The organism is Allobosea psychrotolerans (assembly GCF_002917105.1).
GTDB classification, from domain to species: domain Bacteria; phylum Pseudomonadota; class Alphaproteobacteria; order Rhizobiales; family Beijerinckiaceae; genus Allobosea; species Allobosea psychrotolerans.
In genome coordinates this window covers 71,094-97,184 of the sequence record NZ_PQFZ01000017.1, presented here as the reverse complement: position 1 = coordinate 97,184, position 26,091 = coordinate 71,094, and the positions used below count along the sequence as shown (strand labels likewise).

Here is a 26,091-nt window from a genome sequence, read left to right as displayed (position 1 = left end):
GGACCAAGACCATGACGACCAGGACCAAGCCTCCCTTCCGCGCCGACATGGTCGGTAGCCTGCTGCGCACCGCCCCTCTCAAGCAGGCCCGCGAGAAGCACGCCGCCGGGACGCTTGACGATGCCGCCTTCAAGGCGATCGAGGATGCCGAAATCCGCAAGTTGATCGCCAGGCAGGAGGCGATCGGCCTGAAAGGCGTCACCGATGGCGAGTTCCGCCGCGCCTATTGGCATTTCGACTTCATGGAGGAGCTCGACGGCGTCGAGGCGATCACGGCCGATTCAGGCATGAACTTCAAGGGCGGCGTCGGCATCGCCAAATCGCTGCGCATCGTCGGGAAAGTCGGCTTCAGCGGCCATCCGATGATCGAGCACTTCAAGTTCCTGCGCGACAATGTTTCTCCGGGCTCGACGCCGAAGATGACCATCCCCGGCCCCAGCATGCTGCACTACCGGGGCGGCCGGAAGATGATCAATATGGGCGTCTACCCGCAGATGGAGGCGTTCTACGGCGATGTCGGCACCGCCTACAACAAGGCCGTCCACGCTTTCTACGATGCCGGCTGCCGCTATCTGCAGCTCGACGACATTTCGTTTGCCTATCTCTGCGACCCCGACCAGCGCGAGATGCTGCGGGCCCGCGGCGACGACCCCGAGCACCAGCCCGAGATCTATGCCGGCATGGTGCGGGCCGCGCTCAAGGACAAGCCGGCCGACCTCGCCATCACCATGCATCTCTGCCGCGGCAATTTCCGTTCGACCTTCATCGCCTCCGGCGGCTACGAGCCGATCGCGGAGCTGCTGTTCAACACCATGCCGGTCGACGGCTATTTCATGGAGTGGGACAATGACCGCTCCGGCGGCTTCGAGCCCTTGCGCTTCCTGCCCAAGGGCAAGCATGTCGTGCTCGGGCTGGTGACCTCGAAAACCGGCGTGCTGGAGAGCAAGGACGATCTCAAGCGGCGCATCGACGAGGCCTCGAAATTCGTCGCGCTCGACCAGCTCTGCCTGTCCCCGCAATGCGGCTTCGCCTCGACCGAGGAAGGCAATACGCTGGCCGAGGACGAGCAGTGGCGGAAGCTCGAGCTGATCGTGGAGACGGCAGGCGAGATCTGGGGCTGAGCCCCATTCGACCGGCATCGCGCTAACCATTATGGCAGTTTTCCGCCATGATCCGCCTGCTGAACGCGTCATGTGAACTGTGGTTCGCAACGCGTTCACCCCCCGCTGACGCAACGACAGACCGCCTCTGGTAGTGAGTCGTTAAGCCTGATCCAGGGGGGAAACGGGCATTCGGAGACCGGCGCGATCCGCGCCGGCATTCGGGCGCCAGCATCTCGACTCGGAATCCGGTGAAACAACACCGTCTTGCCGGACGGGCCGAGGCTTCCGCGTTGCGCTCACTACGCTCCAAGACCACACGCCGTCGCACCGCTTCGCCGCGGCTGCCGCACGTCATGCTCCCGACGCCGTCGCCCGCGGTCCGGCCCAGCTCCTTTGCTACTAAGTCCGTGCTGGCGAATTTGCGCCAGCGTTGCCTGGTCGGCCAGGCGATGGCGCTGGTGCTGTGGAACGCTCCGGCCTTCGCGCAGAACATGATCACGCCCGACGGGCGCACGCAGACCAATGTCTCCGTCAGCGGCGCGACCACGACGATCACCACCCAGACGGTGTCCGGCAATGCCGGCTACAACTCGTTCTCGCGTTTCGAGCAGGCGGGCGGCACGACCGTCAACATGCACCTGCCGCAGAATACCGGCGCGCTGGTCAACATCGTCCGCAACGGCCCGGTCGTCGTCAACGGCATCCTGAATTCCTACAAGAACGGCCAGATCGGCGGGCACGTCTACTTCTCGGACTCCGCCGGCTTCACGGTCGGGCCGTCCGGGGTGATCAACACCGGTCAATTGACGGTCAACACGCCGACGCGCGACTTCCTCGATCAGGTGATCAGCCCCAACGGCGTCGTCAACGAAACGATGGCGGCCAGGCTGAGAGCCAACGACATCCCGATCTCGGCGGACGGCGCGATCTCGATCGAGGGCCGCATCAACGCCAGGCGCGGTGTGACGCTGTACGGCAGCTCCGTCAGCGTCGCAGGGCAGATCACGGCCAATGCCGCCCCCGTCGATATCGGCGAACGCCGGCGGCGTCACCAGAACGCCTTCGCGGCCAGCGTCAACACCAACGGTGTCCGCCATGGCGGCGCGATGGTGGCGCGGCGCGGCGGCGGCATCGAGATCGTCGCGGCGGGCACGGCGAGCATTTCAGGCTCCCTGAGCGCCAATGCGACTGCGCGGCGTTCCGCCGGTTCGATCGTGGTGCGCTCCGGCCGGGGCACCACGATCACCCAGACGGCGCGGTTGAGCGCACAGGGGGCAGCACCCTCGGCCAGGCTTTCGCAGGGCGGCACCGCCTCGGGCCAGGCCGCCGTCAACACCGGCGACGGCGGCAAGATTTCGATCACCTCCGACGCCGCGATCTCGATTGCCGGCGGAGCGCGCTTCGACGCCAGCGCGGCGCAAGGCGCCGCCGGCAAGGGCGGCGAGATCAAGGTCTTCGCCGGGACCAATCTCGATGTCGAGAGCGGCGCGATCTTCAGCGGCAAGGGCGGCCTGACCGGCGATGGCGGCTTCACCGAACTCAGCGCGACGAAGACGGTCACGCTCGGCGCGGTCGCTGTCGACCTCTCCGCCCGCTCGGGCAAGGCCGGCCTGCTCTATATCGACCCGACAGACCTGATCATCGGGACCGGCGGCAGCGCCAGCATGGTCACCAATGGCACGGATGTGTCGTTGCAGGCCAACAACAGCATCACGATCGCCGCCGACGGCAGCATCGACACGCGCCAGTTCAACCGTTCCGCCAATGGCGGCGTGCTCTCGGCCTCCAATCCCTCGACCGGCAATTCCGGCGCCATCCTGCTGACCGCCCCCAACATCAGCGTGTTCGGCTCACTGCTCGCCGGCGTCAGCACAGGCAGCGCCTATGCCGCCGGTGACGTCACGCTCGACGCGACGACATCGGACATCCGGATCGCCGGCATGGCCGGCGCGACCTCGACCATCGACATTCACGGCACGATCACCGGACGCGACATTCTGCTGAAGGCGGATGCGACCGCCGTCGCCTCCTATGCCGATCCCTCCGCCGGGCCGCTGCTGGCGCTCGCGGCGCAAAGCGCGGGCGGCATCCTCTTTGGCCTGAACGGCGGTTATGTCGGCAGCCATGTGCTGAGCCGCATCCGTGTCGTCGACGGCGCGACGATCGAGGCGACCCGCGACGTCACGATCACCGCCAAGGCCCGGCAGGAGGCCTCGCTGCCCGCGATCACGCTGAGCGGCGGAAACCCGTTCGCGGCGGCGGTGTCGATCGGCGAGATCATGGGAACGGTCACCGCCGACGTCGCGCAGGGAGCGACGATCAAGGTCGGCCGCAACCTCGCCGTCAACGCCGAGAACGACGTCAAGCTCGCTGTCTCGGCCGTCTCGATCTCGGTCGGCACGGGCCTGGTCGCGGCGACCGTCGCCTATGGCTATGTCGATGTCACCACCGCCGCGAAGGTCCATTCCGGCGCGACGGTCACGGCGGGGGCGACCAGCGGCTTCGGAACCGTCAGCGTCACCGCCAAGAACACCAATTCCTTCTCGACCTCGTCGACGGCCGTGGCGGCCTCGGGAGGCGTCGCCGGCATCGCCGTCGCCTATTCCGACTATAAGGCGGAGGCCGATGCGCTGCTCGGCGCCTCGCTTGGAACGAGCGCCGACAAGGTCCAGAACGTCACGGTCCAGGCCCTTTCCGACACGGCGAAGAACGCCACGAGTTCATCGGCGACGACCGGCGACAACATAATCTTCAATGCCGGACCGGCCGGAAGCACCGTCTCGAACCTGCTCAGCCAGCTCCTCGGGAAACTGTCGACCGCCTCATCGAGCGTGCCGATCAAGGTCGGCAGCGCCGTCACCATCGCCAGCAGCGACCTGAGCGCCACGGCCGCGATCGCGGCCGACCCGGGCGATCAGGCGCCGACGATCTATGCCTCGGGCGACGTCGTGGTGGCGAGCCGGCAACGCGATTTCGGCGTGCGCCTGATCGCCGACAGCTCGACCAACTCCAACTCGAAGGACCCGACCGCGAGCAATCCAGAGGCGATGGTCTCGCTCTCCTTCGGTATCGCCGTCGGCAACTACGCCCATAGCTCGACCGCATCCGTCGGGTCCGGCGTGACGATCAATGCCGGCCGCATCGGCGTCGCCGCGCTCAGCGAAAACCCGATCTCGAATACCTGGACGAACTGGTCCGGGCTGGGCGAGACCCTCTCGCACATCAACGGCAATCTCGGCATCGTCAACAATATCCTGACGAGCTATGCCAATGCCGCCTCGCAATCGAACGATCTCGGGCTCGCCGGCGCGGTCGACTATTTCCGCGTCAGCAACGACACCTCGGCCTATATCGCCAGCGGCGCGACGCTGAACCAGACCTCGACGACGGCGCCCTGGACGACGACGCTCTCCGGCAACTACGTTCAGAACTGGGCGAGCGGTGTCACCGTCAACGCCGATACGGACCAGCATTCGGTCGATGTCGGCGGCAATTTCGGCTTCACCGGCGGCGTCAATGGCGGCTCCGGTTCGGCGGTCGGCGGTTCGCTGATCGACATCGGCCGCAGCAGCAAGACCGTCGCGGCGGTGGCCGCAGGCGCGACGATCACGGCGACCGACCTCGCGGTCACCGCCAGCACCTCCGACCTGCTGTTTGCGATCGCAACCACCTCCGGGCGCTCGGCCGGCACGATCGCGCTGAACGGCATCGTCTCGGTCTCGGGCATCCACAACCAGACGCTGGCCTCGATCAGCAACGCGGCGGTCGTCACGGCCAATGCGGTCTCGGTCAAGGCCGAGCAGTTCGTCTCCGTCTTCGCGCTCAGCGGCGGCATCGTGGCCGGCGGCGGCAACGGCATCGGCATCTCGGTGGCGGTGCTAGACGCAGGCTCGGTCACGCGCGCCTATGTCGGCGACAATTCGGACGATCTCACGGACGGACGGCTCACTGGGACCGCACCGCAGGGGCTGATCACGGCAGCGTCGCTCGCTGTCGAGGCGGCAACGACCGGGCGGATCACGGCGGCCGCCGTCGCAGCGGCTGCCGCCGACGGCGCTGTCGCCACGACTCTGCCGCCGGGCACGAGCGAGGCGATCCGGAAAATCTCCGACAGCTTCAACAAGCAGTCCGGCAGCGGTCCCAGTCTCTCGGCCGCCGGTGCCTCGGCCGTCGCGCTGACGACGATGGGCACCTCCGCCTGGATCGACGGCGCCCGGCTGCAGAAGAAGGACAATGCCGGACTGACCACGTCGGTCAGGGCCGTGAACTCGACGATCATCGAGGTCGGCGCCGGCGCGGCCGCCGCCAATCTCGCCAACACCTCGGGCGCAAGCGGCGCCATCGCCGGGGCCGTCGCCATCGGCGTCCTCGACAACAGCACCGACGCGCAGATCACCGGATCGAGCCTGACCGGCGCCTACGACACCTCCGTCCAGGCCATTGCCGGCGGCCGGGCGACGATCGTCGGCGTCAGCATCGGCGTCTCGGCCGGCGGCAGCGGCGCGGCCGCGATCTCGGCGGCGGTCGGGCTCGTCACCAGCCGGGTCCAGGCCTCGATCGCCAACTCCGCCATCACCGGGGATGCCGCCACTTCGGTCTCGAAACTCGCCAGCGTCAACGCCTATCAGACCACCGATATCGGCATCGGCGGCGGCGCGGCCTATCTCGGCGGGCAGTCCGGCATCGGGCTCTCGCTGAGCTATGCCGAGATCGGCGATCCGAGCGGGCAGGACGCGGTCAGCGCGACCATCCGCAACTCGAGCTTCGTCAATCTCAACGGCCTGAACGTCGTCGCCTCGAATTCAAGCCGTATCGCCTCGGGGGCCGCCACGGTCGGCCTCGGCGGCAACGGCCTGGCTGGCGCCTTCGTCTTCAACAAGGTCACGCCGACGACGCGGGCCGAGATCAGCGGCACGGCCGGAGCGCCGCCGACCATCACGATCGGCGGCGACGTCGTCGTCACCGCCGACAGCAGCCGCGACACGACCTTCGACGCCATCATCTCCGGCCGCCAGACCTTCTCCCAGGCCGACGCGGCCCAGGTCCAGTTCGACGGTTCCGTCGCCAATGGCGGCGACCCCAACCCGAACGGCGCCGCGATCGTCGCCATCACCGGCATGGTGCAGGTCGGGCGCAACAATGTCGGCATCTCCTTCCTCAGCAACGAGGTGGCGCAGTCGCATATCGCGACGATCGACAACGTCATCCTGACCGCGACCGGCGATGTCTCGGTGCGGGCGCAGGACGGCGCCAGCATCACCGGTGTCGCTGTCGGGCTCGGCGGGGCCACCGGCCAGTTCGCCGGCGTCGCCTCGGTCGCCTTGCAGTCGGTCGATAACGTCGTGCGCGCCGGCATCACCGGCGCGGGCACGATCGTCACGGCCCGAGACGTGAAGCTGAACGGCAGCACGGCCGCAACCATCCGCGGCACGGCAGGCTCGCTCGGCCTCGGCTTCGGGTCGGCGGCGCTCGGTCTCTCGGTCGTCGAGAACAGCATCGAAAACAGCGTCAGCTCGACGATCGAGGATGCGCGGCTGCGCGCCTCGCGCGACCTGCTGGTCCAGAGCCAGTCGACCGGCACGATCTCGACCTTGTCGATCGGCATCGCGATCTCGCGCCAGGTCGGCCTCGCCGGCTCGGTCGCCACCAGCAGCGTCGCGACCGACGTGGCTGCGACCGTGAAGCGCGCCGACATCATCGCCGAGAACAATGTCGGCGTGATCGCGACCAATCATGACGGCATCGCGGTCTCGGCCGGCGCGCTCGGCGCGGCCGGCGGCTCGCCCAGCGTCGCCGGCGGCCTCTCGATCGTGAACAACACGATCGGCGGCAACACTGTCGCCTCGATCAGCGAGACCAGCTCCGTCGATGCGCGCGTCAACGGCACCGGGTCGCTGAGCTTCGCCAGCGGCGCGCTCGTCAGCCCGCCGAGCCTGTCCAGCCCGAGCGGCCCGTCGACCAGCCTGCCTGACCTGGCGATGGCCCAGCGCAGCATTCGCGGCCTGGCCGTGATCGCGACCTCGCAGCAGGCGGTGATGGCCAATGCGGTAACGGCGGGCATCGCGGTCTACCCGATCAGCGGCGCGGTCGGCTATGTCACCATCCGCAACTCGCTCGGCGGAACGACCTCGGCCACGATCGACGGCAGTGCGATCGACACAAGGCTGAACGCCGGCCAGAACCCGACCGCGATCGTGGTCGACGCCGCCAGCCATTCCTATGCCGGCAGCTACATCGTCGTCGGCGCGATCGGCGGCGCGGCCGGCGCCGGCGCCGACGCGCAGACCACGCTGAAGCGCCAGACGAGCGCCGCGCTGACGAACTCGACCACGGGCACGATCGCGACCAGCCAGGCCGGGCTCGGCGGCGTCGGCGTGGTCGAGGTCGCGGCGGTGTCCTCGCAAGCCTCGACCGGCAAGACGATCGGCTTTTCGGCCGGCGTCGCCGGCGCGGCGGCGACCGGCCTCGTCAACAGTTTCGAGGCGGTCACGACCGCGAATGTCGACCAGGGCATCCTCAACGCGGCCTCGCTGCGCGTCACCGCCGACAGCACGAACGGCTTCTACGGCGTCGCCGGTGTCGGCTCCGGCGGCGGCGTCGCGCTCGGCAGCGCCTTCGTCGTGGCCCGTAGCCAGAGCACCACGCTGGCGACGATCGGCGGCGGCGCGAGCGTCACCACGTTGAACATTTTCGGCACGTTGAACGTGCTGGCGACCAGCACCAACAGCTTCACCGCGCTGGCGGCCGGCGGCTCGGCCGCGGGCCTGGTCGGCATCGCCGGCATGGTCAACCTGATCGACGTCGCCAACACGACCCGCGCCGGGCTTTACGGTGTGAACTCGACGCAGCGGCGCACACCGATCCAGGAACTGGCCGGCCAGAGCATCGACGGCTCACTCAACGTCATCGCGCGCGAGACCACCACGATCACGCCGGAAACGGGCGTTGCCGCCATCGGCGGCGCCGGCGTCGGTGCCGGTGCCGCGACCAATGTCGCCAGCCTCGACTCGAGCGTGCTCGCAGACCTCTCCGGCAGCACGATCTCGACGACCGGCGCGGTCGTGGTCCAGGCGGTGAGCGACCGCAGCGTCGATGCCAACGCCTTCACCATCGGCCAGGGCGGCTCGATCGGCCTCGGCGCGGCCGTCAACGTCATTTCGGTCGGCACGGGCGCGCCCGCCGGCGCGGATCTCAATATCGGCGGCAACGGCACGCTCTCGCGCGTCAACCAGCTCACCGCCGTCGATCCCGGCTTCATGCTGAGCACCAGCGGGCTTGCGACCTATCGCACCCTGCGCGGCGCCTACGCCTCAGGCGCAACCGACGACCAGTTGCGCAGCACGGCCAATGCCGAATATCTGGCGCTGATCCAGAACGGCACCGTCGTCAACGGCGTGCTGACCCTGACCGCCAGCGGCGTCCAGGCGCTGCGCTCCAACGCCGCCATCGCGCTCTTCCAGGAGACGGTGACCGACCAGCAGGTCCGCGACTACGCGGCGGCGCGCTACACCGCGCTGAAGGCCGCCAATCTCCAATATGTCATCGGCGACGCCGGTCTTAACTCCTATCGGCAGGTCCTTGAGGTCGCGACGCCCAACCTCACCGACGCGCAGGTCAAGATCGCCGCCAACGACGCCTATGCCACGCTGCTGGCCAACGGCGTCCCGGTGAACGGGCTCTATTCGCTGCGTGGGTCGGGCCAGGCCGTCTACCAGGCCGCCGCCGACGCCGAGCTCGGCCGGACGGCGACCTTCAGCGAAGTCAGCGCCTACGCCGCCTCGCAATATGCCTGGTTCACCAGCAACCGCGCCCGGACGGCGACGCCGAGCGCGATCAGCGCCACGGCCCTGCTCGATTCGACCGGCGCCCAGACCGGCGCGACCGCGCTCGGCGGGTCGATCACGGCCAGCTCGGTCTCGGTGACCTCGACCTCGAAGACCTCGACCGATAACACCGCGCTCGGCATCGGCATCGGCGGGGTCGGCGTCGGCGCGGCCCTCGGCTACACGACGGTCGCCGACAATGTCAGCGCCCAGCTTGACCAGGCGACGGTGACGACGGGCTCGATCACGGTCAATGCCTCGGCCATCGACGGCGCCGGGGGCGTGGCGTCCAGGATCGACGTCAAGGCCGGCGCGGGCTCGGGCACGGCTTCCGCCGGCGCGGCGGTGGCGCAGGGCGCGATTTCGAACACGCTCACCGCCCGGCTCGGCGGCACGCTCACGGTCACCGGCGCGACGACGGTCGGCGCGACGACGACGCAAGGCTCGCGCGCCGACGCGCTCGGCGCGGCGGCTGCAGGCGGCGGCGCGCTCGGCATCTCGCTCGCCAAGAGCAGCCTCGACGGCACGGCGACGTCGAATGTCGCGGCCAACACCACGCTCTCCGGCGGAACCTCGCTCACTGTCGATGCCAGCAGCGCCGGCATCTCCTATGCCTCGGCGACCGCCGGCGCAGGCGGCTTGCTGGTCGCCGGCACGGGCGCCGACGCGCGCGCCAGCGACTCCTCGCGCGTCGAGGCCCATCTCGGCGACAACGCCAGCGTCAATGTCGGGACCGGAGCGATCCGCGTGACCGCGACCGCGACGCCCGACGCCAAGGCCGCCGCCTATGGCGTCTCGGTGACGGGCGGGCTCGCCGTGGGCGCGGCAATCTCGCGCGCCACCACCAACCAGACCGTGATCGCGGCGATGGATGGCGGAGCCGCCGCCCAGCGTGCGCTCACCGCCGGCAGCCTCTCGATCCTGGCCACCAGCACGATCTTCGGCACACCCGTGACCTCGATCGGCGGCTCGCCCGGCGCGACCGGCGATTTCAGCCGCGGCGGCACCGGAGCCGCCGCCTGGTCCTTCTCCGGCTCTGGATCCTACTATGCCAGCGCGGTCGGCTCGGACGCGAAGGCCGTCAACACCTCGACGGTCACCGCCTCGGCGGGCAACAATGTCCGGCTGCCGGCCGGCACCGTCGAGATCAACGCGACCAACGAGACGCGCCAGATCGCCTCGGCGACCGGCGTCTCGATCGCCGGCAAATACGCGATCGGCGCCGTGCTGGCCGAGGCGCGCTCGACGGCGACGACGAGCGCGACGCTGGGCGACGACGCCCGCCTGCTCGGCAACAGCGCGACGAGCTTCAGCCTGATCGCAGCCGGCAGCGACACGCAGATCGCCAGCGCCACCTCGGGCAGCGGCGGACTGGTCGCCGGCGCCGGCGCCTCAGCCGACACCGCCAATACCGCCACGGTCACGGCGAGCATCGGCGCGCGCACGCAGATCGGCGCCAACACCATCCTGGTCAATGCGGGCCATACCGATTCCTATGCCAACCGGGTCGACGCCGTGCAGGCGGCAGCCCTTGGCGCCAGCGCTTCGCTCGCCAGCCACGACGCGACCTCCAACGTGCTGGTCGACATCGGCGCCTCCGTCATCTTCAACGCGATCGGCAACGGCACCAAAGGCTGCTACGTCACCACCTGCCTCCAGGGCATCGAGCTCGAAAGCCGCAACGTCTTCACCCAACTCGCGCTCGGCGACACGATCAGCGCCGGCGCGGGCGGCGGCATCAACGGCGTCGGCGCCAAGTCGACGATCGACATCGACGGCTCGTCGAAGGTCCTGATCGGCGACAACGCCAACTTCTCCGGCGGCTTCAACGCCGTCTCCTCGCCCGGCCCGATCGCGATCCAGGCGATCACCGAACTCACCGCCAACGACACGGTGACGCTGACCACCGGCGGCCTGCTGCAAGGGTCCGGCGTCACCTCGCAATACCGCGCCCGCAATGTCGACAATGAGGTCACGCTCGGAACAGGCGTTACGCTGACCTCGGCCGGCACGATCAATATCGGCACCTACACCACCGCGACGGTCAAGACGAACGCGCTCGTCACGACCTATGGCCTCGCCGCCGTCGGCGTCGCCGAGGCCGATACCGACATCATCACCAACCAGACGATCACGATCGGTGCCAACAGCACGCTGACCGGCCTCGACAACGTCAACGTCACCGCCGGGCGCGATGCGTCCGGCCTGGCGATGACCTCGATCTCCGGTGACGCCACGGCGATCGGCTATGTGCGCGGCCTGATCGCGGTGCCCGACGCCGATGCCTCGACCGACCTGCAGAACCGGGCGCGGCTGAACGTCAACACCGGCGCGGCGCTGCTCAGCGCCCAGAACGTCACGCTCGGCGCCTATAACGGCATGGTGACGCCCAATGCCGACGGCGCCGGCCACGGCTTCCAGCTCTATTTCATCCCGGTGACGCAGCGCGACGAGACCCCGGGCGCATCGGCGACCTCGACGGTGGTGATGAACGGCCGCGCTGTCGGCGGCGTGTTCCACGAGCAGGAGATCACCATCGGCTGCGGCACGGGCGGCCTGTCGATCTGCGACCTCAACGCGACGCCGACCGTCTATGTGAAGGCCGGCGGCGCGCCGGTCGTCGTCACCCGCGACGACGCCTTCGACGCAGTGGCCTATGTCCGCGCCAACTACACCACGACCAACGGCACGATCGACGACACCGCCGTCGCCGACACGCTGGTCGGCGGCATCTCCTCGGGGCTGGTGCGGGCCTACCGGATCAGCCAGCTCTATGCGGCCGGCGGCAATGTCTTCGTCAATGGCGACACCATCCAGGGCAATGGCACGCTGACCGCCAATGGCGGGCCGACGATCAAGGTCGTCAACAACAGCGCCGCCTATCTGATCCTCGACGGCGGCGCCTATATCCCCGACCTCGCGACCGGGCAGATCCTGTTCACCGGCGCGGCGCAGGGCCAGACCGGACTGACGCAGACCCGCTTCAACGCCAACGGCACGGCCAGCGTCATCATCAACAACGCCTATACCCGCGACGATATCGGCGGTTACGGGCCAGCGCTGCTGATCGCCGACGACATCAGCAATCTCGGCGGCCTGGTCTCGATCAACAACACGCAGGGCTCATTCGGCTTTTCGGGCCAGCGCATCGACTCGCTGCAGTTCAACGTCACGGTGCCCAACGGCGCGGTCGCGATCTCCTCAAACGGACCCAACGGCATGTACAATGCCGGCGCGTCGCCGCAGGCTGAATGGGGCGCTGCGATCACCTATCCCGGCGCCACGCCGGGTGCGCCATCGCAGAACTACGTCATCAACGACACCGTCAACGCGATCGCCAACACGCTGTATTTCGGCTCCGGCGCAAGCCTGAACTATAACCTCTACCACCGTATCGAGGATGGCGGGAATCCCGGGCTGCGCTACAGCACCATCATGTACGGCAACTGTATCGGCTATGGCTCGACCGGCATGAACTGCCAGGGCGGCTATGATTTCGGCAACGGCATCTACTTCGCCCAGATCCCGATCGTGCCGAAATACTACCAAAGCGACACGGTCCAGGCGCAAGGCAGCGGCTCACAGATCTACGGCGCACAGGTCGCGATCAAGGCGACAGTGATCAACGTCAACGCCTCGATCGAGGCCGGGCGAATTACCAACCGGTCGGTCGTTCTGGGCGATAACCTGATCCAGGCGCTCGGTTTCGCGATCTTCAACTACAACACCTATGGCTACGGCTCGCCCGTGGTCGATCTCACCAACGATACGCGCCTGATCAACTACGGCAGCGCGGCCGGCTCCTACCGCGTCCTCAACAGCGGCGACAAGCTGATCCCCGTCAGCTACGACATCCGCACCGGACAGCTCAGTGTCAGCGACGTCAACGCCTCCTCGGGCGGCGGCTCGGTGCTGCTCGACGGCCAGATCATCAGCACCAACGTGCTCGGCAAGATCAAGATCAATGGCGGCTTCGGCCATGTCGACATCGTCAACAACAGCGGCATGGCGCTCGTCACCAACAGGATCAACACCGGCACGGCCGCCGGCGCCAACGCCAGCACGAGCAAGATCACGATCGTCGATCGGCTGAAGCCGGCCGCCGAGAACACCACGGTCTATGTCTACACGCCGGGCTCCGGCATCGCGAAATACATCACCGACAACGGGCGCCAGCCGATCCTGAGCGGCGCCAACGCCACTCAGCCCGTGCAGTTCATCGCCGGAGACAGCACGACCTACGACACCAAGGACGGCATGCGCTACGAGTGGACGCAGCAGCTGTTCGTTCACAAGGACGGCCTCGTCAGCGGCGATCCGAACCAACAGGGCGTGTGGCGCTATAATTCGGGCTCGGCCAACAATCCCTGGGTGTATGTCCCGGCGCCGGCGACCGGCATCTGGGGCGACGGCACCTCGTCGGGGCCGGACTATTGGAACGGGACGACCGGGGCGCAGGGCCGCGTCACCTATAACCCGTACTACGCCTCCAGCAATCCTGTCTTCTACCAGACCTTGCAGGGCGGCGTCATCGAGGTCTCGAACGCGCAACAATACTACGAGGGCTGCAATGGCGGCACTCCAAGCTTCTGCAGCCGCGACTTCCGCCAGGTCGACGGCTCGACCGCCAACACCTACTGGAACTACAACCACGTCAGGGACGCCTGGCTCCAGGTCACCGCCTCGGTCAGGGCGGACTATGATTTCGGGATCAGCTTCGCCGGCAATGCGAGCGGCCAACTCAACATCACCTCGAACCAGTCGATCCGCCTGCAGGGCAACCTCGTCAATCCGAGCGGCGCAACGACGATCACCGCCTCGGTCGGCAGCATTACCCAGGCGCCCAACGCCTCGATCCTCAGCAACCACCTGACCCTGACCGGGCGCGATTCCGTCGGCACGACCGCCGCCCCGATCCAGGCGACGCTGACGGCGGGCGCGGCCGTGGCGGCCTATTCCGGGGCCGGCGGCATCAATCTCAACATCGACTCCGATGCCAAGATCTGGCGCCTCAACGCCGATCTCGACTCCGCCTCAGGCCGCTATGGCGACATCAATCTCCGCGCCACCGGCGGGCTCGAGGTCGCAAGCTGGGCCGATCCGAACTACACCCATCTGCTCGGCAACAACATCTCCATCACCAGCGTCAACGGCGCCGTCGGCGGCATCAATACGCCGCTGCGCATGCAGGCCATGACGACGACGCTGGCCAATGGCAGCCAGAGCGGCGGCGTGGTCAACATCTCGGCGCAGGGCGATATCGGCATCAAGCAGCTCTCGGGCAATCTGCGCGTCGGGCTGATCGCCAGCACCGGCGGCAATGTCCGCGTCGACGTCGTCAGCGGCACGCTCAAGGCGGCCAACGCCCAGACCGCGGCGCAGTCGCTCTCGACCGAGCAGCTCTCGACGATCAAGAGCAAACTCAAGCTGACCCAGGCCGACGGCGCCGACGCCGCTGCGCTCGCCAGCGTCGCCGCGTTCGAGCGCAACGTCACCCAGACCTACACGCTCTATTCCAGCCTGATCCGCAACGGCAGCGTCACCAACGGCGTCTTCACGCTCGACGCCAATGCGACCGCGCTCTACCAGCCGCTCGCCGACGCCGCCGGGATGACCGTGCCGGCCTATGTCGCAGACCGCTATGCGAGCTATGCCAGCGTCTTCGAGAAGGCCTATGGCGCGAACTGGAGCACGCTGGCGCGCTTCCAGGAGAACACGCTCGAAAGCAATTTCAGCTTCACCACCGCCTCCGCCGGGGCCGTACCGAACCTCGCCACCAGCATCACCGCCAACGCGGTCTGGCAGGCAGGCCAGCTCGTCGCCGCGATCGACCAGGCGGCGCTGCAGCCGGCCTCGGGTGTCGTCGGCAACGGCACGGCGATCATCGTCGGCCGCGATGTGAGCCTGAACATCGGCGGCAGCATCGGCTCGCTGGCGCCCGACGTCACCATCGGCCTCGACACCATCCGCAACGGCACGCTGACCACGAGCCAGCTCCAGGCGCTTGCGGTCGCCACCACGCCGGGCTCGGTCAAGCTCTTCGGCACGAACGGAAGCGGCCAGCGCGTCGCGGTCTCCGATATCAACGCCGTGCCCAACGGCGTGACGCTGACCTCGGTCGACATCAGCCAGACCGCGCCGCTCTTCATCAGCGCGACCGGCACATTCTCCGGCTCGGCCCAGGGCGACATCTATGTCCAGGCGACGACCGGTGCGCAGTCGGGCGGCGGCTCGCTCAATATCGGGCGCGTCACCGCCACCGGCGCGATCAACCTGCAGGCGCCGCAGGGGATCACCGTCGCTACCGCGCCGAGCAGCACGACGCCGCTCAACGCTGTCCAGATTCAGGCCGGAACCGACCTGATCCTGACCGGAGCCGGCGGCGGGATCGGCTCGGCGGCGACGCCGCTGACCTACCAGATCGGCGGACGGTTGGTCTCGGCCTCGGCCGGAGCCGGCGATGCCTATCTCGTCGCAGCAGCCGGCAACGCCCAGATCGGCCGCATCTTCGCCTCCGGCACGGCCTCGCTCACGGCGACAGCCGGCTCGATCCAGAGCTACCTGCCGGGCGTCGCGATCTCGGCTTCCAACATCGTGCTCAACGCGTCCGGCAATGTCGGCAACGCCGTCACGCCATTCGCGGTCCAGGCCACCGGCGATGGCGAGGTCTCCGGCCAGATCGGCGGCTCGGCCACGCTCGCGACACCGACGCTCGCCAGCCAGTCCGCCGTCGCGCTGCGGATCGGCGCTCTGACGGCCACTGGCGGGCTCTCGCTCGCAGCCGATGCCGAGGTGCGGATCCTGCGCAGCCTGTCGGCGGCCACCGGGCCACTCGCCGTCACCGCCGGCACGATCAGCATGGCAGCGGGCGCGACCATGCAGTCCGGCGAGCAGATCACGCTCGCCTCGCTCAGCGATGTGACGCTCGGGCGGGTCACGAGCACGCTCATCGCTCCAGCCGACACGGCCTCCATCACCGTTTCGGCCGCGGGAGCCATCGCCGGCAATGGCGACAGCGTCGTCAATCTCAACGCCGGCCAGGCCGGCGGCGTCATCGCGCTCAATGCCGGCAGCGGCATCGGCAGCAGCCTGGCGCCGGTGAGCTTCGACGCACCGAGCCTGTCGGCCCGCAGCCTGCAGGGCGGCGTCCATCTCAAGACCGCCACGACAGCGCGTGTCACGGCGCTGACGGCAGATGCCGGCCCCGCCAGCCTGCTCGCGGCGGGCAATCTCACCGTCGATGCGCTGACGAGCGGTGGCACGGCAAGCGTAACCTCGACCGCCGGGATGCTGACGATCGGCACCCTCAGCTCGGGCGGGGCCACGACCCTGAGCGCGGCGAATGCGCTCGGCGCGACATCGGCGACGACGACCACAGGCGATCTTGCCCTCACATCGACGTCCGGCGGCATCACCGCCACCACCCTGCATGCGGCTGGCGCGGCCACGCTCACCGCTCCCGGCGCGATCAGCGTCGCGACGCTGACCAGCGGCAGCGGCACGAATGCAACCTCATCGGCCGGGACACTCGGCATCACCACACTGACCGCAGGGGGAGCAACCACGCTCGCCGCCTCCGGCACCGTCACGCTTGGGTCGGCGCGGACCACGGCCGGGGATCTCTCCGTCTCCTCGACAATCGCCGGGATCACGGCCGCCACGCTCGATGCGGCCCGAAACGCGACGCTGACCGCAGCCGGCGCGATCTCGGTCACGACCTCGCTCGCCGCCGGCGGCACGGCCTCCGTCACCTCGTCCGGCGGGGCGCTGAACCTCACCGCTGTGACATCGGGAGCAGCCGCGACACTCAGCGGCGCTACAGCTGTCACGCTGGGAACAGCGCGGACCATCGCGGGCGATCTCTCGGTATCCTCCACGACGGCCGGCATCACCGCGACCGCGCTCAATGCTGCCGGGACTGCAACCCTCACCGCCCCTGGCGCGATCAGCGTCGCCACGCTCACGAGCGGCAACGGCACGAGTGCGACCTCGTCGAGCAGCTCGCTTGGCGTCACGACGCTCACAACAGGGGGAACCACGACGCTCGCAGCCTCCAGCACGGTTACGCTCGGTTCTGCGCGGACGACGACGGGAGACCTCTCGGTCTCCTCCACCAATGCCGGCGTTACCGCGACCACGCTCGATGCCGATGGGGCCGTCACCCTCACCGCCCCCGGCGCCATCACCGTTGCGACGCTGACCAGCGGCAGCGGCACGAGCGCAACCTCGTCAGGCGCGACGCTCGATATCGCGACGCTTACCGCTGGCGAGACGGCGACGCTTTCGGCCTTCGGCACTGTCACGCTCGGTTCCGCGCAGACCACCGCCGGAGATATCCTCGCCTCCTCGACGCATGCTGGAATCGCCGCGGCCACGCTTAATGCGGCCCGGAACGCGACCCTGACCGCGGCCGAGGCTATCTCGGTCACGACCTCGCTGACCACCGGCGGCACCGCCTCCGTCACCTCGTCCGCCGGATCGCTCGACCTCGCGGCGCTGACATCCGGCGGCACGGCCACGCTCAGCGGCGCGACAACCGTCACCTTGGGAACCGCCCGGACGACAGCCGGCGACCTGTCCGTCGCCTCGACCAGCGGCAGCATCGCCGCGACCACGCTGGATGTGGCTGGTGCGGCGACACTCACCGCCCCAGATGCGATCAGCGTCACGACACTGACCGGCGGCAACGGCACGAGTGCGACCTCTTCGGGCGGGACACTCGGGATCACCACGCTCACGGCCGGCGGAACGACTTCGCTCACCGCCTTCCGCGCTGTCACCCTTGGCTCCGCTCAGACCACCAGTGGCGACCTTTCAGTCTCCTCGACCACGGCCGGGATCACGGCCGCCACGCTCGCGGTGGCTCGAAACGCGGCGCTGACCGCCACTGGGCCGATCTCGATCACGACGTCGCTGACCGCCGGCGGCACGGCCTCCGTCACTTCGTCGGCCGGATCGCTCGACCTTGCGGCCGTGACATCGGGAGGCACAGCGACGCTCGGCGGCGCGACGGCCGTCACGCTGGGAACAGTGCGGACGACTGCCGGCGATCTTGCCGTGTCCTCGACCAGTGCCGGCATCACCGCGACCAGGCTGGCCGCGGCCGGAGCAGCCACCCTCAGTGCTCCAGGCGCGATCAGCGTCGAGACGCTGACGAGCGGCAGCGACACGAACGCGACCTCCTCGGGCAGCACGCTCGACCTCACCACGCTCACGGCTGCAGGCGAAGCCGCACTCGCGGCGCATGATGCGGTCACGCTGGGCCGAGTCGAGACGAGCAGCGGCGCGATCCGCGTCACATCGAGCCATGCCAGCATCTCGGCCACGACGCTGATTTCGGCGGCCGGACTCGAACTGGCCGCCTTCGGCGACATTTCCGGGACGACGCTGACAAGCCACGACCAGGCCAGCCTCCATTCGACAACGGGCAAGCTGACGATCGCGACGCTGGATGCAGGCGCGACCGCGACCCTGCAGGCCGCCGGCGCCATCGCGCTGGGCACGGCAACCACGACGGCGGGAGACCTGCTCGCGACATCGACAGGCGGCCGCCTGACCGCCACGACCATCCAGGTCTTCGGCTCGACAATCCTGAGCGCCGCCACGCTGCACATCGACACGGTCACGAGCGGCGGCGACGCCACGGCCACGACCCAGCTCGGCTCCCTGGACATCGGCTCGCTGACCAGCGGCGGCGTCACGCATCTGGATGCAGCTGGCGCGCTCAGGCTCTCAAACCTCAACAGCGGCGGCGCAGCCACGCTCTCTTCGCGGAATGCGACGATAGACCTCGCGACCGCGACGACAGGCGACACCGCCGAGCTCTCGGCCGCTGGCGCGATCAGCCTGGGCAGGCTCACCACGCGGGCGGGCGATATCGTCGCGACATCGCTCAACGCCGGCATCACGGCGACCTCGCTGGAGGCGGCAGGCGCGATCACGCTCGATGCGGCCGGCGCGATCATCGTGGAGACGGCGAGCAGCGGAAGCGGCACGAGCGCTTCGACGCGCGCCGGGTTGACGATCGGCACGCTTGCGACCGGCGGCGACGCCACGCTCACCGCCGCGAACATGCTGACGCTCACCAGCGTGACGAGCTCGGGCAACCTGTCGCTGCGCTCGACGGCAGACGGCATCACCGCGCAGACCCTGCGCGCGAACGGCCGTGCCGATCTCGTGGCGGCCAGGACCGCGACGATCACCGAGCTGCGCAGCGGCGGCGGAACTGCCATCTCCGGCGATGTCATCGCCCTCGCCGCGCTAGCGGCGGGCGAAAGCGCGAACCTGAACGGCCGCGGCGCCGTCACGCTCGGCAGCGTGCTGACGCAATCGGGCGATCTCTCCGTCGCATCCGAATTCGGCACGATCCGTGCCGGAACGCTCGATGCCTCCGGTGCGCTCCTGCTGCAGGCGCCCGGCGCCATCACCGTCGGTACTGCACGCAGCGCCGGCTCCATCGCCGCCACCTCCTCGGGCGCGGGCATCGATATCCAGACGCTTGTCGCTCACGACGACGTCGCGCTCACGGCCGCAGAGGCCTTGCGTCTTGAAAGCCTGGCGGCAGGCCGGTCGCTCCTGCTGAACTCGACCCGCGGCGGCGTCACCATCACGACCGCGCAGGCGGGTGAGGATATCGCCATCGCCGGGCAGACGATCAGGTTCGGCACGCTCGATGCCGGCCGCTCCGCCAGCCTCGCCAGCGCCGGCGATATCGACGGCGACACCATCGTCGCCACCGATGCCCTCCTCGCGCGGGCAGGCCTCGGCGGCAGCGGTTCGATCCGGCTCGGCGTCGGCGCGGCGCGCAACGCGGAATTCTCCGCGCCCGACGATGTCCGCCTCGGCCGCTTCGGTGCGGGCGACAGCATCACCATCCTGGGCACGGACATCGCTTCCAGCATCGTGCAATTGCCCGGCGGCTCAGGCGCTCCGCTCGTGCTCGATATCGCCGGCTTGCGCGAGCGCACGGCGAGGTCCGCCACCCTTTCGATCGACGCATTGCGCTTCCGCGCCAACCGGATAGAGGTTACGGATGCGGTCATAACGACGAGCGCCAGCCGCTTCGATCTCGCCGCCAATTTCGTTCCGGGAGCTCTGCGCTTGACCACACCCGGAATGACCGTCCTGGCCAATAACCGCAGCATCGCGCCGGTCCGCGGTTTCGATGTGCAGCTTTACCAGAAGGACCGGACCTTTTTCATCTCGGTCAACGGCAACCAATTGTCTTCGAACGCCTATGTCGTGCGCTTCGACGGCAATATCGCCAATGTCGATACTGCGGATGGCGTCTCGCTTGTGCGTGACATGGCGCGGCTCAGCGTCGTCGCGCCGACGGGACCGAGCTTCGGCGACATCGCGCGCGGCTTCGCCTTGGGCGCTGACGGCCGCTGGCGCAGCACCGATCCCGAGACGACCGCCAGCGTCAGTGGAGCGAGTGGTCCGCGGGTGAATCTCGGCCAGTTCGGAAGCGGCGGGGCCCAGCCTTGACGCGACATCCTTGCGGGCAGCGCCGGCACGAAGCCGGCCGCGCTTTCGCTCCGCTCCTGGCCGCCCTGCTTGGATTGGGGCTTCCCAGCTTTGCATTGGCGCAAATCGTGCCCCGCACGATCGAGACCGAAGCCGAGCGCCAGCGCCTGGAGATCGAACGCCAGACCGCCCCGCCGCGCCAGAGCGGTCCCGGCGTCGTGGCGCCGCCGCCCCTGCCGAAGCTGAGCTTTCCCGCGGGCGGGACGACGATCGTCCTGAAGCGCATCGACTTCGACAAATCCGCCTTCCTGAGCGCGGCGGAGCTCGATGCGCTGCGCGCCCGCTATCTCGGCCGCAAGGTCGACCTGGCCGAGATCGGGAAGCTCGTCCAGGAGGTCAACGATCTCTACGCCGAGAAGGGGCAGGTCACCGCCAGCGCCATCCTGCCGCCGCAGAAGCTCGACGGCGGCGTGCTCAAGATCGGGCTGATCGAGGGCCGCGTCGGCAAGGTCAGCGTCACCGGCGCGGTTCAGACCTGGCCGTGGTATCTCCAGTCGCAGATATCCACCATTCCGCAGAGCGTGGTCGATACGCCGACGTTGAACCGCCAGGTCTCGATCTTCAACCGCCTCAACGAGGTCCAGTTGCGGGCTCAGCTGCGGGCCGGCGGCGAGTTCGGCCTGACCGATATCGAATTGGCGGCGACCGAGCCGCCGCGCAACCTCGCCCAGATCTCCTATGACAACCAGGCGGTGAAATCGACCGGCCGCTATCAAGGCGTGCTGTTCCTGAAGCATCACGGCCTGCTCGGCCTCGATGACAGGCTGGTCTTCTACGGTTCGCGTTCGCGCGGCAGCATCCTTGGAAGCGGCAGCTACAGCATTCCGATCTCGCCCTTCGGCACGCGGCTGAGCATGAGCTATACGCGCTCGGCCTTCCATATCGTCACCGGAGCGATCAAGGAGCTGCGGCCCGAGGGCATCTCGGAAAGCCGTGCGCTCAACCTCTCACAGCCCATTTTCGCAACCGATGCGGTGCTGTTGCAGGCCGTCGCGAGCATCGGCAGCGGAATCAGCAGCAGCAAGCAGATCGACATCACGACGGCGCATAGCAGCAACACCAAGGCGTCCGGCGGCCTTTCGCTCACCGTGACGCTGCCGGGCTTCATGCACACGACTTCCCCGACGCTCTCCCGGGTCGATTTTGAAGACAAGATCGGCCAGGCCAAGCGCAATCTGACGCTCTGGACCGGCAACACCTCGACGATCCTGCGCCTGAACGACGATATCTACGCCTCGCTCATCGGCGCGTGGCAATACACGAATGACAAGCAGCTTCCCGGCGACCAGATCTTCCAGATCGGCGGCCCGACTACGGTGCGCGGCTACCCGATCGGCGCCGCCTTCGGCGACTCAGGGTTTTACGGCCAGGCTGAGCTGCATTACGTGCTGCCCGAGCCGCTGAAGACGCTGGACGCCTTCGTCTTCCTCGATCACGGCATCACCTATGGGACAGTGCCTGCGAGCATGCGCGCGACCTCCGTCGGCGCCGGTCTCGCCTGGCGGCCGACCGATTGGGCGACGCTGGAAGGCGGCATCGCGCGCCCGCTCGAGCGGGTCTCGGTGGCGCAGCGCGATCACGAGCTCTATTTCCGACTAACCTTGCGAAAAAACATCTAGAGGCTGTTGTGAACCATGGGGTCGATTTGACGCTGGCGATTTTGCGCGAATGCCAGGAGTTCGAGGACGCAAACCTTCCGGTTTGCTACGAAGAACGACGCCGCAGTCGCGCAAAAGCGCCGCGCCCTGCGGGTGAGGTGAAAACGGCGGAGCTGCAGCGTCGCATCGCTTGCCGATACCCATGGTATCGCCTGCGCAATGCTCCTCCCATCTCCGCCGTTTTGACCTCATCACATCGGCCCCATGGTTCATAACAGCCTCTAAATCAATAGCTTAGATCGTGACGGCGAAACGCTCCAAGGCCATCACGAGAACCCGTCCCGTCTCTCCAGGATAAGAGCACCATGGCGCCATTGCCCCTCTTCTATACGAGCATCGTCGTACTCGATCGCAACATCCACCGCGATGCGCGGATCGCTCCGGCAGAGCGGGGTTACGCCTTCGCGGCCGGCAGCCATGTCGTGCCGGCGTTGATGGCGGAGTTCGTGCTCGGCTGCCGCGACATGCCGATCCTGTTCCTGGAAGAGGCCGGCAGCGTCTCGCCCTTGTTCATGGTCGGGATGCGCAGCGGCGAGAATGATTTCGTCGAGGCCAGCGGGCGCTGGAACGGCGTGCATGCGCCGGCCTATCTGCGCCGCTACCCGTTCATCGGCGGCGAGGTTTCGCAGGAGCAGCAGGTGATCTGCCTCGATGGCGGCTATGCCGGGCTGCAGGACCAGGCCGGCGAGCGCCTTTTCAGCGAGGCCGGCGAGCCCAGCGAAATGCTGCAGCGCGCCGTCACCTTCGTCGGGGAATATGCCGATGCGGCCAAGGCGACAGGCGTCTTCACTGCCGAGCTGAAAGCGCTCGACCTGTTCCAGACGGTCAATATCGATATCCGCTCGCCCACAGGCCTGAGTTCGAGCTTCAGCGGCTTCCTCGCCATCAGCGAGGAGCGCTTCAATGCCTTGCCCGACGATGTTCTGGCCGATCTGCGCCGCAAGGGCTATCTCGCGCCGATCTACGCCCATCTGATCAGCCTGGGGAATTTCGGCGCGCTCGGCGACCGCGCCGGTGCTCGCGCCACAGCCGCGGCGGCCGCCTGACCGCCGCGCGCGTCAGGCCGGAGCCAGCGCGTCCTCGGCCAGGACACAACGCACCAGGCGCCCCTCGCCCAGCGTCACGACCGGCGGCAAGGCGGCGCGGCAACGCTCCTGGGCGTGTTTGCAGCGCGGCGCGAAGGAGCAGGAGGCCGGCGGCTCGTTCAGGGCCGGCGGCGCGCCGGGGATAGCCTCCAGCCGCTCGCCCTTCCTGGCGCCGTGCAAATTCGCCGCGAGCAAGCCCTTGGTATAGGGGTGCTGCGGATCGCGGAGCAGTTCACGCACCGTGCCGGTCTCGACGATCTGACCGGCATACATCACCGCGAGCCGGTCCGAGATCTCGACCGCGACGCCGATATCGTGGGTGACGAAGATCACGCCCATGCCGAGGTCGCGCTGGAGCTGGCGCAGCAGCAGCAGGATCTGGATCTGCACGGTGGCGTCGAGCGCCGTCGTCGGCTCGTCGGCCAGCAGCAGCTTGGGACGCGCGGCGAGTGCGAGCGCGATCATGGCGCGCTGGCGCATGCCGCCCGACATCTCATGCGGATAGGCCTTGAGCCGCCGCTCCGGCGAGGGAATGCGGACGAGCTCGAGCAGTTCGAGCGCGCGCGCCATCGCGGCTTTCCTTCCGATCTTCTCATGCCGGACGATCGCCTCGGCGATCTGCTCACCGATCGTATAGACCGGGTCCAGCGCCAGCATCGGGTCCTGGAAGATCATCGAGGTGACGGCGCCGCGATAATCGGAGAGGTCCTGCGGGTTCAGCGCCAGCACATCGCGACCATCGACCTGGACAGTGCCGCCGATATCGGTGCGGCTCTCGGGCAGGAGCCGCAGCAGCGTCTTCAGCGTGACGCTCTTGCCCGAGCCGGATTCGCCGAGGATGCCGAGCACCTTGCCGGGCTCCAGCGTCAAGGAGACGCCGTTGACGGCATGGACGTTCTGCGCGCCACGGAAGCGGACGGTGAGGTTCTCGATAGCGACGAGAGGCTGGGCGACGAGCGGGGCGGTCACGCAGCCTCCTCCAGCTTGGGCGCGCGGCTATGGCCGGAGCCGGCGACCTCCATATGGCAGGCGACCTGGCGCGCGCCCTCGCCCGCTGTCGCGAGCACGGGCTTGACCTTGGCGCAGACGGTCTGGGCCTGCGGGCAGCGCGGATGGAAGCGGCAGCCCTCGGGCGGATTGATCGGGTTGGGCGGATCGCCGGCGAGCGGCGCCTCCATCGTGCGGTTGTCCGGATCCATCGAGGGCATCGCCGAGAGCAATGCGCGGGTATAGGGGTGGCGCGGATCGTCATAGAGCTCATCGACCGGGCCGATCTCGACCACCTCGCCAAGATACATCACCATGACGCGGTCACTGATGAAGCGAACGACGTTGAGGTCGTGCGAGATGAAGATGTAGGTCAGGCCGAACTCCTGGCGCAGATCCATCAACAGGTTCAACACCTGCGCCTCGACCGATTTGTCGAGCGCCGAGACCGCTTCGTCGAGGATGACGAGGCGCGGGCCCAATGCGAGCGCGCGCGCGATGTTGACGCGCTGGCGTTGCCCGCCGGAGAGCTCATGAGGGTAGCGCGCGGCAAAGCGAGCGGGATCGAGCCCGACGCGCAGCAGGAGATCGCGGGCGCGCAGGATCGCGGCCTGCTTCGAGACGCCATGCACCGTCGGCCCGAAGGCGATCGAATCCTCGATGGTCAGGCGCGGATTGAGCGAGGCGTAGCTGTCCTGGAAGACCATCTGGGCCTGGCGACGATATTCCTTCAGGCTGAGCGAGAGCCCGCCGACGATCTCGCCGTCGAACAGCATCTCGCCCTTGTCCTGCGCAATGAGCTGCATCACGACGCGCGCCGTCGTCGATTTGCCGCAGCCGGATTCGCCGACGACGCCGAGCGTCTCGCCCTTGAGCACGGCGAAATCGACGCCATCGACCGCGCGCACCACCGCGCCGCCGCCGAGCGGGAAATGCTTGGTCAGGGTGCGCGCCTCGAGCAGCGGGGTTCCGGCGCCGCCGCGGTCGCGTTCGTCCAGGGTCGGGGTCTCAGCCATGATCAGCCCTTCACATCCATCGCCGAGCGCAAGCCGTCCGAGAGCAGGTTGAACGAGATCGAGGTGATGAAGATCGCCGCGCCCGGCAGGGCCGCCACCCAGGGCTGGACATAGATCGCGGTGCGCAGCGTGTTCAGCATCAGCCCCCATTCCGGCGTCGGCGGCTTGGTGCCGAGCCCCAGGAACGAGAGGCCCGAGGCCAGGATCATCGAGACCGAGATCAGGCTGGTCGCATAGACGAAGATCGGCCCCAGCACATTGCCGAGCACATGCACGCGGATGATCGTACCGGCTCCGGCTCCGCTGGCGCGCGCGGCCTCGACATAATCCATGCCGCGCACCTGCGTCGTCACGCTCTCGGCGATGCGCGCGATCGGCGGGATGAAGACGATGGTCAGCGACAGCAGCGAATTGGCGATGCCGGCTCCCATGGCGCCCGAAAGCGCGATCGCCAGCAGCACCGAGGGGAAGGCGTAGAACACGTCGACCGTGCGCATGGTGATGGTGTTGAACTTGCCGCCGAAGAAGCCGGCTGCGACGCCGATCAGCGAGCCGAAGACAAAGGCGATGAAGACCGGCACCACGCCCATGAAGAGCGAGAGCCTGGCGCCGAAGATCAAGCGCGAGAGCATGTCGCGGCCAAGCTCGTCGGCGCCCAGCGGATAGCCCGGCGTGCCGATCGGGCGCAGCCGCCGCAGCATCGAGGAGCGCGTCGGATCGGCGGGCGCGATATAATCGGCGAAGATCGCCATCAGGATGATCAGCAGGACGACGATGCCGGCGCCGACCGCGACCTTGTCGGTCTTGAAGCGCCTGAACACACCGGCCCAATAGCCCGGCGATTTGGCGAGCGGGGCGACGACGGGCGCGGCGGCCTCGGTGAGCGTGGTCAT

Annotated in this window: 7 protein-coding genes; 4 read left to right on the top strand and 3 right to left on the bottom strand. The window is 68.3% G+C overall.

Annotation, left to right across the window (positions count from 1 at the left end; all coding sequences use genetic code 11):
* Window positions 1-11: 11 nt before the first annotated feature.
* The 4 genes from CYD53_RS23160 (at window position 12) to CYD53_RS23145 (ending at window position 23,156) form a co-directional block, all read left to right on the top strand.
* The gene (locus CYD53_RS23160) at window positions 12-1,121 is read left to right on the top strand and encodes a 5-methyltetrahydropteroyltriglutamate--homocysteine S-methyltransferase (protein WP_103720449.1); all 1,110 of its coding nucleotides are present in this window, start codon (window positions 12-14) and stop codon (window positions 1,119-1,121) included.
* A 335-nt stretch (window positions 1,122-1,456) separates the two neighbouring features.
* Window positions 1,457-20,413, top strand: a complete 18,957-nt coding sequence (locus CYD53_RS23155) for a leukotoxin LktA family filamentous adhesin (protein WP_146055985.1) — start codon at window positions 1,457-1,459, stop codon at window positions 20,411-20,413.
* Window positions 20,414-20,520: 107 nt separating this feature from the next.
* On the top strand, window positions 20,521-22,071 hold the full coding sequence (locus tag CYD53_RS23150) for a ShlB/FhaC/HecB family hemolysin secretion/activation protein (RefSeq protein ID WP_146055984.1): 1,551 nt from the start codon (window positions 20,521-20,523) through the stop codon (window positions 22,069-22,071).
* A gap of 344 nt (window positions 22,072-22,415) precedes the next feature.
* The gene (locus tag CYD53_RS23145) at window positions 22,416-23,156 is read left to right on the top strand and encodes a SapC family protein (protein ID WP_103720446.1); all 741 of its coding nucleotides are present in this window, start codon (window positions 22,416-22,418) and stop codon (window positions 23,154-23,156) included.
* 12 nt (window positions 23,157-23,168) lie between these two features.
* On the opposite strand, the gene CYD53_RS23140 is transcribed toward CYD53_RS23145, so the two are convergent.
* From CYD53_RS23140 to CYD53_RS23130, 3 genes are read right to left on the bottom strand one after another with little or no spacing between them, the layout of a single operon-like run.
* On the bottom strand, window positions 23,169-24,164 hold the full coding sequence (locus CYD53_RS23140; RefSeq protein ID WP_103720445.1) for an ABC transporter ATP-binding protein: 996 nt from the start codon (window positions 24,162-24,164) through the stop codon (window positions 23,169-23,171).
* A complete protein-coding gene (locus CYD53_RS23135) occupies window positions 24,161-25,198 on the bottom strand; it encodes an ABC transporter ATP-binding protein (RefSeq protein WP_210202414.1) in 1,038 nt (345 codons plus the stop codon). Before CYD53_RS23135 ends, CYD53_RS23140 begins: the two co-directional genes overlap by 4 nt.
* 2 nt (window positions 25,199-25,200) lie before the next feature.
* The gene (locus CYD53_RS23130; RefSeq protein ID WP_103720444.1) at window positions 25,201-26,091 is read right to left on the bottom strand and encodes an ABC transporter permease; all 891 of its coding nucleotides are present in this window, start codon (window positions 26,089-26,091) and stop codon (window positions 25,201-25,203) included.

Bases quoted from the DNA above. Each gene is read 5' to 3' on its own strand.
- CYD53_RS23160 (WP_103720449.1), top strand. From the start codon at position 12: ATGACGACCAGGACCAAGCCTCCCTTCCGCGCCGACATGGTCGGTAGC.
- CYD53_RS23155 (WP_146055985.1), top strand. From the start codon at position 1,457: ATGCTCCCGACGCCGTCGCCCGCGGTCCGGCCCAGCTCCTTTGCTACT.
- CYD53_RS23145 (WP_103720446.1), top strand. From the start codon at position 22,416: ATGGCGCCATTGCCCCTCTTCTATACGAGCATCGTCGTACTCGATCGC.
- CYD53_RS23135 (WP_210202414.1), bottom strand. From the start codon at position 25,198: ATGGCTGAGACCCCGACCCTGGACGAACGCGACCGCGGCGGCGCCGGA.
- CYD53_RS23130 (WP_103720444.1), bottom strand. From the start codon at position 26,091: ATGACCACGCTCACCGAGGCCGCCGCGCCCGTCGTCGCCCCGCTCGCC.